At 43.5% G+C, this 12322-nt stretch carries 9 protein-coding genes and 1 other RNA gene; 4 read left to right on the top strand and 6 right to left on the bottom strand.

The features are described 5' to 3' along the window. The first annotated feature begins 10 nt into the window (after positions 1-10). On the top strand, positions 11-775 hold the full coding sequence (locus tag AN944_RS00300; protein ID WP_055022586.1) for a hypothetical protein: 765 nt from the start codon (positions 11-13) through the stop codon (positions 773-775). A gap of 316 nt (positions 776-1091) precedes the next feature. On the opposite strand, the gene gcvP is transcribed toward AN944_RS00300, so the two are convergent. The 6 genes from gcvP to AN944_RS00330 form a co-directional block, all read right to left on the bottom strand. Then, positions 1092-3995 (bottom strand): aminomethyl-transferring glycine dehydrogenase, encoded by a 2904-nt coding sequence (gene gcvP / locus AN944_RS00305; RefSeq protein ID WP_055022587.1) that lies wholly within the window; start codon positions 3993-3995, stop codon positions 1092-1094. Positions 3996-4172: 177 nt separating this feature from the next. Then, positions 4173-4562: a glycine cleavage system protein GcvH gene (gene gcvH, locus AN944_RS00310; RefSeq protein ID WP_055022588.1), complete on the bottom strand. Its 390-nt coding sequence runs from the start codon at positions 4560-4562 to the stop codon at positions 4173-4175. A 253-nt stretch (positions 4563-4815) separates the two neighbouring features. Next, complete coding sequence (gcvT, locus tag AN944_RS00315; protein WP_055022589.1) at positions 4816-5910, bottom strand: glycine cleavage system aminomethyltransferase GcvT; 1095 nt, start codon at positions 5908-5910, stop codon at positions 4816-4818. 231 nt (positions 5911-6141) lie between these two features. After that, positions 6142-7353 (bottom strand): FAD-dependent oxidoreductase, encoded by a 1212-nt coding sequence (locus AN944_RS00320; protein ID WP_055022590.1) that lies wholly within the window; start codon positions 7351-7353, stop codon positions 6142-6144. Positions 7354-7405: 52 nt separating this feature from the next. After that, positions 7406-8746 carry a 2-octaprenyl-6-methoxyphenyl hydroxylase gene (gene ubiH, locus AN944_RS00325; protein ID WP_082419817.1) on the bottom strand — a complete coding sequence of 447 codons (1341 nt, stop codon included), beginning with the start codon at positions 8744-8746 and terminating at the stop codon, positions 7406-7408. A gap of 76 nt (positions 8747-8822) precedes the next feature. Further along, the gene (locus AN944_RS00330; protein ID WP_055022591.1) at positions 8823-9398 is read right to left on the bottom strand and encodes a UPF0149 family protein; all 576 of its coding nucleotides are present in this window, start codon (positions 9396-9398) and stop codon (positions 8823-8825) included. Positions 9399-9940: 542 nt separating this feature from the next. Between AN944_RS00330 and AN944_RS00335 the strand changes: the two genes are divergently transcribed. The 3 genes from AN944_RS00335 (at position 9941) to AN944_RS00340 (ending at position 12266) form a co-directional block, all read left to right on the top strand. Further along, a complete protein-coding gene (locus AN944_RS00335; RefSeq protein WP_055022592.1) occupies positions 9941-10246 on the top strand; it encodes a cell division protein ZapA in 306 nt (101 codons plus the stop codon). A 57-nt stretch (positions 10247-10303) separates the two neighbouring features. After that, positions 10304-10486, top strand: a non-coding RNA gene (gene ssrS / locus AN944_RS21305) — 6S RNA. A gap of 328 nt (positions 10487-10814) precedes the next feature. Next, positions 10815-12266, top strand: coding sequence for a glycerophosphodiester phosphodiesterase family protein (locus AN944_RS00340; RefSeq protein ID WP_055022741.1), 1452 nt, complete (start codon positions 10815-10817; stop codon positions 12264-12266). The last annotated feature ends 56 nt before the right edge of the window (positions 12267-12322 follow it).

Raw genomic sequence — 12322 nt, forward strand, 5'->3', positions numbered from 1 at the left:
TATCTACAAAATGTTCTTCATCTTTGTACTATTTACCTCTTTTGTTCAAGCTGATGAATACGAAGAGGTAAATTGTTTCTTAGATAAAGAACTGCACGATTGTTCAATTGAAAAAGCATCTAAAGGTAATATCAAAGTTAATTTAACATTAAGCCCACCGACAGCCTCACCTCCGAAAATATCTATAACACCAGAATTAAAGGCTACTGTAAATCAAGAAACTGCCCTGTGGAAAGATATAACCAGAATTATTATCGCAATAGGTGCAATAGTTGGTGTTTTCTTAAATTTATATAATATTTGGCTATTAAGAGTTAATCGGGCAAAGGACAGTAATAAAGACAAGTTCAGTTTTTGGCTTAAAGAAATAATCTTCCCTGAGTATTTGACACCAATACTCGAAAAACTGAAAACCTTGAATCTTAAATTCAAGGATATGACCACAAAGCCAGACATATATAGCGACGCTCAGAAGGATGATTTTCATCAAGTTTGGGTAGATTCAAAGTTAGAGCTTTCCCACTTGTTTACTAATGGGAAACAGCTACCATATCTCTCAGATTTATTTGATAGCTTGAATACTAAGTTGAATAAATTAGATGAACAATTAGTAAGACTCTTTTATTCTAGCGAGGTAGCAGTTGTTCCTGACTCTGAAAGCTGTAGCGAAATTAAAGAAGAAAATCAACAAAACTTCAAAGGTACTGAACTATCAGATTTAATGAGTGATATTTATACAAGAATCAACACGGAACAACAGAAGTACGACAAATAATATTACCTCAAGCTACTGTCCTAAGTCATACTTCTAGTAAAGTAGCCATAATATTAACTAAACTAACTTTCCAACAGCATCTAAAATTCGCACTTGATGCCGTATTACAGAGAACCAGTTTCCTATAAAAAAGCGAACCAATCGGTTCGCTTTTTTCGTTATAAATAGTCTAACTTCGATGACGTCAGCTACCTCGATAATTGCGTCGCTGGCGATGCTAGTAAAAGGCGAACCGAAGGCTCTAGCGCGGAGTTGACTGGTGTCAATGAGCACTGGAGCCGAGGTTCAACGCAGTAATAGCGAGCCCAAGCAGCAATTATTCGTAATCAGAGATAGGTACGCAAGAACACATCAAATTACGATCCCCATAAACATCATCAATACGATTAACCGTCGGCCAGAACTTATTCGCCTTAACCGCTGCACTTGGGAACACGGCTTCTTCACGGCTGTATGGGCGTGAGTCAAACTCGCTGTCCATAATATCAGCGAGGGTATGCGGTGCATTGTGCAGTGGGTTGTTGTCACTTGGCCACTCGCCTGCTTCGACTTTAGCGATTTCGCCGCGAATTGAGATCATTGCTTCTACGAAACGGTCTAGCTCAACTTTTGACTCTGACTCTGTTGGCTCAATCATTAAGGTGCCCGCTACTGGGAAGCTCATGGTTGGCGCATGGAAACCATAGTCATTAAGACGCTTAGCGATGTCCATTTCGGTCACGCCAGATGTTTCTTTAAGTGGGCGCAGGTCGATAATACATTCGTGAGCAACACGGTCATTACGGCCAGTGAATAATACTGGGTAATGGCCTGATAGCTTTTTCATCACGTAGTTGGCATTTAATAGTGCCATTTGCGTAGATTGTTTCACGCCTTTAGTACCAAGCAGCTTAATGTACATCCAGCTGATTGGGAGGATGCTAGCACTGCCGTATGGCGCGGCAGAGACTGCGCCGTTGTTGTCGCTTTCACGGCCTGGTTTAACGATTTGATGACCTGCAACAAATGGCGCTAAATGCTTTTTGATACCGATAGGACCCATACCTGGTCCGCCGCCGCCATGTGGAATAGCGAAGGTTTTATGCAAGTTAAGGTGCGATACGTCTGCGCCGATAAAGCCTGGTGACGTTAAGCCAACCTGTGCGTTCATGTTGGCGCCGTCAAGATACACTTGACCGCCATGTTGATGCACGATTTCACAGATCTCGCTAATTGATTCTTCATACACACCGTGAGTCGATGGGTAAGTGATCATGATGCACGATAAGCTGTCAGCAAGCTCTGCGGCTTTTGAACGTAAGTCTTCTAAATCAACGTTGCCGTCTTTATCACACGCTGTCACAACCACTTTCATGCCTGCAAGCTGGGCTGACGCTGGGTTGGTACCGTGAGCAGATTGTGGGATTAAACAGATGTCTCTGTGTCCGTCGCCACGTGACTCGTGGTATTTCTTAATCGCAAGCAGACCAGCGTATTCGCCTTGTGCGCCTGAGTTAGGCTGGATGCATACTGCATCGTAACCTGTGATGTTGACTAAGAAGTCAGATAATTCGTTGATAAGCTGAGTGTAACCTTCAGCTTGGTCAAGTGGACAGAATGGGTGCATGTTAGCAAATTCTGGCCAGCTTACCGGTAGCATTTCAACAGCCGCGTTCAGCTTCATCGTACATGAGCCTAACGAAATCATTGAATGGTTAAGGGCTAAATCTTTGTTCTCAAGACGCTTGATGTAGCGCATCATTTCAGTTTCGCTTTGGTAGCTGCTGAATGTTGGGTGAGATAAGATTTTGTCGTGACGGATAAGCTCAGCAGGGATTGAACCTTTGCCTTCGCCAAATGCTGCGCCATTAATGATGTCGGTGTCGATGGCAGTCACAGCAAGCTTGTGCCCTTCACCTAAAATGACATCAAATAACTGTGCAATATCTTCACGGGTGGTGGTTTCATCTAAGCTGATACCCACAATGCCGTCAGCATCGATACGTAGGTTCATTTCGGCGGCTAATGCACGTGCATTAACGGCGTCAACATCAAGCCCTTTTAATGAAACCGTGTCAAACCATGTGTTGTTAACCAGCTCAACACCTTTGGCTTTAAGACCCACGGCTAAAATGTCAGTTAAACGATTAATGCGGCTGGCGATATTTTTAAGGCCAACTGCGCCATGGAATACAGCGTAAAACGACGCCATATTTGCCAGTAGGATTTGTGCGGTACAAATGTTTGAGTTGGCTTTTTCGCGGCGAATGTGTTGCTCGCGCGTTTGCATTGCCATACGCAGTGCTTTGTTGCCACGAGTGTCTTTTGATACACCAATAATACGACCTGGCATTGAACGCTTATGTGCGTCACGAGCAACGAAAAACGCGGCGTGTGGCCCGCCGTAGCCCATTGGTACGCCAAAACGCTGTGCGCTACCAAATACGATGTCTGCGCCCATTGAGCCAGGTGATTTAAGCAGCACCAGTGACATGATGTCAGCAGCAACGGTGACAATAGCTTTCTTTTCAGCAAGCTTAGCAAACAGTTCTGTGTTGTCGGTGATTTCACCATGGCGGTTGGTGTATTGGAATAATGCGCCAAATAGTTCGTAGTTAGCGGCTTCTTCAGCTGGCCCTACAATCACTTCAAAACCGAAACATTCAGCACGGGTTTGCACAACATCTAATGTTTGTGGGAACACATCATCTGCCACAAAGAAGATATTCGCTTTTTTGGCTTTAGAGACACGCTTAGCCATGGCCATTGCTTCAGCAGCGGCGGTCGCTTCATCAAGCAGTGACGCTGATGCAAGGTCAAGACCGGTTAAGTCCATCGACACTTGTTGGAAGTTTAAAATTGCTTCTAAACGGCCTTGAGCGATTTCTGGCTGGTAAGGGGTATAGGCAGTGTACCAACCCGGATTTTCAAACACGTTACGTAAAATGACGTTCGGTACTTCAGTACCGTAGTAGCCCATGCCGATGTAGCTTTTGAATACTTTGTTTTTATCAGCAATGGTGCGGATGTAGGCTGTGCCTTCCGCTTCGCCACATGAATCACCAATGGTTAACTCTTGCGGTAAACGAATTGACCCAGGCACAGTTTGTGCGGTTAAGTCTTCAAGCGACTCAGCGCCAACGTAGTTCAACATTTCTTGTTGTTGAGTTTCGTTAGGGCCAATGTGTCGGCTTAAAAATAATTCGTGTTGCTCTAATTGAGTTAGGGTTTGCTTTGTCATGAGAAGTCGTGTTCCAAATCTGCCAGAATCAAGCTGTAGGGCATTAAACTGGTCTAGGGAAAAATGTTGTTGTGCAATACTTTAAAGGTGAGCGGAAGGATCGCTAAAACCTTTAAAAAAAGTTAAAAGGCAAAACAAAAAGAAGCTCCCAAGGGAGCTTCTCGTTAGCGTCGACGATTATTCTTCGTCGATCACTTCTTGGTAACCGTCAGCGTCTAACAAGTTAGCCACTTCAGCTTCATCAGATGGCTTAACGCGGAAGAACCAACCTTCGCCAAACGCTTCACTGTTTACTAATTCTGGTGAATCTTCTAATGCTTCGTTTACTGCAACAACTTCACCAGAAATAGGCGCGTAAATGTCTGATGCTGCTTTAACTGACTCAGCTACAGCGCAATCTTCGCCAGCCGTCACAGTGTCGCCTACTTCTGGTAATTCTACGAATACCATGTCACCTAATAGCTCTTGTGCATGCTCAGTGATACCCACTGTGAAGGTGCCGTCTTCTTCTTTACGGATCCACTCATGAGATGAAGCATATTTAAGTTCAGCTGGAATGTTGCTCATTGTCGTAATTCCTATATCTATAAATTTAAAGCGCAATTATTAGTATTATTTGGGTTAATGGGATAAGTGCTTAATCAGCACCTCTTTAACGATTGACTGATATTATCTAAATAAGTGCTTATACCAAAATATGTTAGTCGCAAAATGCGCAGAAAAATCGATTAAATTTGAGGAGCCTGCACGGAGTTGATAAGCATCAATGAGTACAGGCGACAACAAAGTTAAACTATTTAGCCAGCATTTAGCACTAACATTAAAATGCTTGTTTACCGTTTCTTACAAAACTTGGTGCGATAACTTTAACCGCTACGCGTTTTTTGCGCATTTCAACTTCTGCGGTGTCGCTAATACCCTTAGGTACGCGTGCCATGGCAATAGAATAGCCTAAAGTTGGCGAGAAAGTCCCGCTGGTGATCGAACCTTCATGTTCAACACCGTCTGCGTCAGTGAAAAACACTGGCATGCCATGACGAAGAACACCTTTTTGCTCCATCACTAGGCCGACTAATTTGTCTGGGCCCGCTGCTTTAATCGCAGTTAATGCTTCACGACCGATAAAGTCACGGTCTTCTGGCTCCCACGCAATCGTCCAACCCATGTTGGCAGCTAATGGGTTAATGGTTTCATCCATGTCTAAACCGTAAAGGTTCATGCCTGCTTCTAAACGTAGGGTGTCACGTGCACCGAGTCCACATGGCTTAACGCCTGCTTCTAATAGTGCTTGCCATAAAGCTTCAGCTTCAGCTTCTGGGACGATAATTTCGTAACCTGCTTCACCGGTGTAACCTGTAGTCGCAATAAATAATGACTCAGACTGCACACCAAAGAACATTTTCATGCCTTCTACTGCAGCGTTTTGCTCAGCAGAGAATACTTCAGCCGCTTTCGCTTTAGCATTTGGGCCTTGAACGGCAATCATTGCCAGCTCTGGACGCTCTGTAATCGTCACATCAAAGCTTGCTGATTGCTTGTCCATCCAAGCTAAGTCTTTAACACGCGTCGCTGAATTAACCACCACGCGGTAATGAGTATCGTTAAGGTAATAAGTAATAAGGTCGTCGATAACACCTGCGTTGTCATCAAGCATGCCACTGTATAGGGCTTTGCCAGGCACTTTAAGCTTAGCAATATCATTTGCTAATAATTTACGTAGGAATGCACAAGCCTCAGTACCTGTCACATCGACAACCGTCATGTGTGATACATCGAACATACCTGCGTCTTGGCGCACAGCGTTATGTTCTTCAATTTGAGAACCATAGTTAAGTGGCATATCCCAACCGTGGAAATCGACCATCTTGCCATTTGATTCTAAGTGCTTGTTAAAGAGTACAGTTTTATTAGCCATTATTATCTCTTTTTTATGAGCCTTCTGGAGGTGAAACGAATGAAGGCATTTTATAAATGCGCCAAAATTATACCCATAGGGTTAATTTTGTATAGTAGGAAATTTTCTAATCCGAGGGAATTAACATTAGTTTAACTAATGCGAAGGGTGTAGTTTTTTTACAAGTATTTCATCCACTTCGGCCGATCCCCTGATATATAACAAGTTTTAGGCCGAAGGGAAGGTGATATTTTAGTCACGACATAACTTAGGAAGTTTGAGTTTATTGCCTATAGCCTGTTTGATGAACACTGTTTTTAGTCCAGCGGCATTATCAATTAGGTTTAAGCCCAGATCACGAAAGGCTTTTTTGAATGGATTACTGCCAGCAAAGAGTCGTTTAAACCCTTCCATCGCGGTTATCATTTCAATGGCTTCGGCTTTACGGTATCGCTCCAGTGCTCGTAAATTGGCGTAGTCACCAATATCTTTACCTGCCTCATGCAAGTTGGTGACAGTGTCAACAATGCTCGCGGCATCTAAAAAGCCTAGGTTCACCCCTTGTCCAGCTAATGGATGAATGGTGTGCGCCGCATCGCCAGCTAACACCAAACGATGGCGGGCAAAGTGGCGAGCATAGCGCATACGTAATGGATGTGATTGACGCTCGCTAACCAGTTCACAAATGCCTAAACGACCATCAGATGCGGCAGTTAATGCTTTCGAAAATTCTGCAGGCGATAAAGCAAGGAGCCTTTCAGCCTCTTGCGGTGATACTGACCAGACAATTGAGCACAAGTTATCTTCATACAGCGGCAGTAATGCTAACGGGCCGTCGGCCAGAAAGACCTGACGAGCGGTATCTTCGTGGGGCTGTGCGGTGCGAATGGTTGCCACAATGGCATGATGACCATAATCCCAAAATGTCAGTGGAATTTGGCATTGACTGCGCACCCAAGAGTTTGCACCATCAGCTGCAACCACCAAGGCTGCACTTAAATTATCGCCATTATCTAGCGTCAGCCAAGATTCACGTTCACCAAAAGCCACACGTTCTAATCGCTGGCCTTCAAGGTGGGTGATATTGGCAAGCTCCGCGGTGCGCTTAGCTAAGGCGTAACTAATAGCCTGATTTTCGATAATAGCACCCAGAGAAGGCTCACTAATACTCGCTGCATCAAAAGCAATTTTGCCTAGACCGTCTTTGTCCCAAACGGCCATTTTTTGATAAGGGGCCGTACGGGCTGAGTCAATGTATTGCCATGCACCTAAGTTAGTAAGTAATCGCTCACTGGCTTTGTTAATCGCGCTTACTCGAAGGCGTGGCTCACCTGTTACGGCCTGTGTTTGGCCAGCATCTATCACCACGACGTTTAAGTCGGCCTCAGCTAAACCAATGGCAGTGGCTAAACCAACCATACCGCCACCAACAATGGCTACATCATAGGTCTGAGTTTGAAACATGTTAGTCCTTCATTTGATTCAGCGAGTGTAAACCCAATATACGTTAACTGGCTTATGCCGTTTTATAGCCCATGGCTTTATGGGCAATTGGCGTTTTCAACGGTGGGCACCATGATAATAATCTTAACCCTAAACTGCGCCCTGCCACTAATGGCCAATACTGATTTGAGAAGCCACGCACTAAAAATTCAACATTGTTAATGGTATTACGGCGATCTTCTTCACGCAGATTCAAATAATGATGGATCAGCGAATGTTGACCAAGATCTAATGCTTGTTTAGCTGTGATGCTGTCACAAATAACCGTTTCGATGGCATCGATTAACCCAACCACATCACGTAAACCTAAGTTAAAACCTTGACCTGCTATTGGGTGTAACGTTTGCGCAGCGTTACCAATAAATACACTGCGATGGTAAATCGGCCTTGGCATATACGATAGGGTTAATGGGTAGCTGACTCGCTCTCCTACATCGGTAAAACGCCCTGCTCGATTGCCAAAGGCACTTTGCAGCTTGGCTAAAAACTCAGCTTTAGAGACGGTTTTCATTGCTTGCGCTTGCTCACTATCAAGCGCCCATACTAAAGAAAGCCTTGGCTGTTGTGCATTTGACTCAAGCGATACGGACGACATTGGCAGTAAGGCTAATGGGCCAGAGCCTGTGAAGCGCTCGTACGCCCAGCCATCATGTGGCTTATCAGTTTGCACATTGGCAACCAAAGCAACTTGCTCAAAATCCACTTTCTCGATGTCTTGCTTTAATGCTTGGCGCACTTTTGATTGTGCACCATCAGCAGCCACCAGCAAGGCGGTACGAATTTTCTGACCGTTATTTAATGTTAGGGTATGGCCACTGGTATCTGTTTCTAACTGCTCAAGCCTTGCAGGGCAATGCAGTTGAATATCCTGCTGCTTTAACTCATCAAACAGTACTTTGCCGACTTTAGCCAGTTCCACCACTTGTCCCATTGAAGGCAAAGAAAACTGCGCAGCATTCAGTTCGGTCATACCAAAATGACCACGGTCTGAGATATGAATGTTTTCGATACTTGTGCCAAGACTGGCAAGCTTTGGCCAAATGCCTAACCGCATTAACTCAAACACGGAGCCATGCGCTATTGCAATTGAGCGAGCATCAAAACCTGGGTGCTGTGAGTCTGGTTGCTGGGCTTCAATGATGGCGATAGATAACGGACGCCCTAATTGCTGTTGGTATTTAGCCGATAGCTGCGCAAGTCCTAAAGCTAAACTGGCGCCTGCCATTGCGCCGCCAACAATGGTGATATCAACGTGCGTTACTGCGGGTGCTGAATTAGCGCGACGCTCGGTACTAGAACAAGAATGGGATAGCTCAGTAGCATCGTTGTCAGCTTGGTTTATTGACTGGGTCATAACACGAATTCTTTTTATTATTAGGGCGTACTTTTAGCAATAAAAGGCATAGGTTATCTATGCCTTACTCGCACCATTAATGTAATGGTGAGGTCGCGTCTGTTTCATCAAGTGGTATTTCTGGACCAAATTCTGAGTAACATAATACCGCAGCCATTCTGACAAATTCGTGTAGCTCGATGAAAGCGGCTTCTGATTCATCATCATCACTGACATCAAATTCAACTTGGGCAATTGCACCTAAGTCCTGAATGATTTCACGTACATCAGATGATGCGCCATTGAGCTTTGGCTGAATAAGTGCAATGGCAGTTAAATAACTTTGAACCCATAAAGCTAAACATTCTAAACGTTGGCTTAATGGCTCTTCTTCTTCAGGTAGTAATGGCGAAAAACCAAATTCAGCATCACTTAAACGGGTTGCAGTATCTTTAAATAACTCGCCAATTAATTGCTGCAGCTCTGTGGTTAAAGGTTGGCCGTCATTCATCAGTTCAAGTAACGGTGATAACCAAGCCGTATTCGCTTGCTCTACCCCACCACAAATTAATCCGACTAATGCGCCATGCACCTCAACTGGGTGCTGACCTATTTCTGCAGAATCTAGGGCTTTTTTTAGTTTTTCGATACATAAAGAAGGAGGGGTTGCCATGGTATTTTTCCAATAAATAAACAATCTGCTGCAATGCTAGCAGAGTTAATAACTGCCACCAAATGCTACAGCGAAAGTCGTTAAAATAATTCGTCAATCTGTTAAGTATAAAGCACCTTAAGCCAATTAGCGTAATTCAGGCTCGTTTTACAATGCCGCCAAGAATCAGCATTTGACTAAAAGGGATTTAATAAATCAAAAGCTAATATTAACGGTCTCAAATATAACTCGATGAACTAAACGATTTTCAATAAACAACGTATCCTTAATAGTGTCTAAAACAAAAGCGCTTGGCGGCTAAACGAGAGTGAACAAACAGTAAATGCTCATTCATCAAGCAAATAGCGCTAAAGCGGGCAAGTTACCTTGCACTTTTAATATGGGCGCTATATAGTCCGCAAACAGGCTAGTTCCTCTGTTAGTGATGCAAAACAACTGTTGGATCACACCGATAAACGCTTTCATGCTAAAGCGTTACAGTCAGAGGGAAGAGTAAACTGCTACAATTTTTATTTTAGACAAATAAGGATCTTCAGCGACTTATGAGTAACAGTGCTATTGATATTTCCCTATTAGGGCGCACCTACTCTATCGCTTGCCCGAAAGGACAAGAGGAAGCGTTGCGCTCAATTGCCAAAGGCGTTGAGCAACAGCTAACCAACTTGAAGGCACGTACCAATAATTTAAGCCGTGAAGAATTAGCCATTATGGCCGCGCTGAATATTGGCTACGAGTTACATGAAGAGCAGCAAAAAAATAAACAATACATGGCGCAAATGGATGAGCGTATTTCTTTACTTCAGTCAACGTTGGAAAACTCGTTACTGGAACGTACCAAGGAAGATTAAATAAATTTTGACTTGTGTTGCTAGTTTGATGACTAACAACATGATTCGCACTGGTTTTGCTCCCTGGGGTATGCGCTTGTAGGTTATGTCCCTGTGCCGATATTTACAAACCCAGGGTGAATGTTTTCATTGACATTGTGTATGCTCGGCTTGTACCGAGAAACCTTAGGAGATGAACATTTTCCCGCCTTGAACCTACGGTTCAAGGGCTACACCGACGGTCGGTATTCTGGGGAGCATCCTAATAAAACAAGCCACCTAACTAGGTGGCTTTTTTATATCTGTGGTTAGCCAAGCGAATCAATGTTTGCCCTAACGAGATACGATAGTTCGCTTCACCTGCCCTAATCTGTCATCTATAAAGCCAATCATAAAACACCGATTAACATCGCTTATTAAAACACCTAGCTTGATAATAAAATGTATCAAAAGATAAAGCCTATGTGAGACAAAGTAAGCAACTTGGAATGTACTTTTAAATACACTTGTTAAAGTTAAGGTTAATATTGTTTTACATAAAACAATGCGGTATAAAGTTTTCAAAATTAATAACTTGCACTTAGGGATTATGACAAGTCGCCTCTTAAATTCTGCCGTTCTTTATTCACTTTTAGTTTCAACGTTGTTTTTAACCGGATGTAAGTCAACGCCAGAACCTCAACAACCCGCTTATGTTATTCCTGCTGCAATCTCGCATTTACCCCTTGATGCTGCAAATCAAGGCTTAGACATTGTCGACATACAATTAGCCCTTGGCGATCGCAACTTATACCTTGCCGCAAACGGTAACATCAAAATGATATCGACGGCGCAATGTCCGCTCGATATTTCAGCCCATCGCGGTGACTTTCGTCAACCAGAAAGTAGCTATAATGCGATAGCAGCGGCGCTTAATGACAATTTTAACAGTGTCGAAATTGACGTCATGCTGCTTAAAGATGGCACTTGGGTCAATCATCACGATAGCCAAACTGGGCGTGCAACAGTGCATTATACAGGTGAGCGATACAAGATTGAGCGCATGAACCGCAAAGAGTTCGGCCAATTAAAATTGCGTGATAAAAACACTAACGCGCTTTTAAATGAACGCCCGATCACCGCAGCTGAATCATTTAAGGTTTTTGCGGCATACCGTGCTCCATCACAAAAGCTAAATGTGGAAATAAAATCCGACGCTAACGGCCAAGCGTTAGTTGATCTTGATAACATGTTGCGTAAGTACATTGGCTTGAGTGGCTTTTACTACTCCGCAGCAGATAAAGATACCTTATACAAACTACGAGGTATTAACCCATATGTTTACCTTGGCTTTGTCCAAGGCGGTCACCCAACTAGCGTAGAAAAGCTTCGCAGCGATTTACGCAAAGGGGTCAAAAACGATGCTTACTACTTAGATAATCAAGACGATCTTGAATTAGCGGGTCGATACGGAACGAAGCGCTATCGCTCTCGTTATCAAGATTATACAAGCACAAGTGCGCTTAAAAAGCTGCAAAGTAAGTTAGGGACTAATTCAGGCTTACACCTTGATATTCGTAGTTATATGCAAAGCCCTGGGGTAAAAAGTCGTGCTAAGGGTTTAGGTATGAAGGTGTATACCTACTCGATTAATGGCACCGATTATCATCAACAACAGCTTTTAACACTTAGCCATAACACTTTGCCTGACGGCGTCATTGTTGATGCTACGCCATACAAAATTTGTCAGCGACTATTTAAGGCTTCTGTCCCCGCTAAACGCTACCAACCATTAAGTAATATCGGCCGTTATATTGCCTCGTTGCCACAAGATGCTGATTTTGATCGCTTTGAAGAAATGTTGGGCTACCAACAAGAAGGGTATTATTTATCACTCAATTCGGGGCTTAAATCCATTGTTAAGGCCAAGAAAGTGACCACTAAAAACACCACACCAACACCGCTATTAGAGCATGGTTTTCCAACCATTACAGATGAAAAGCTGGAACACAAAACAGGTGAAACCATTATTTTAACCTTGCCTGAAAATGGCACTCAATAGCCGTTTAGCTGTTAGATAAACAACCAATAAAAACAACAAACAATAATAAAACTAAA

This window comes from Shewanella sp. P1-14-1 (assembly GCF_001401775.1).
GTDB lineage: Bacteria > Pseudomonadota > Gammaproteobacteria > Enterobacterales > Shewanellaceae > Shewanella > Shewanella japonica.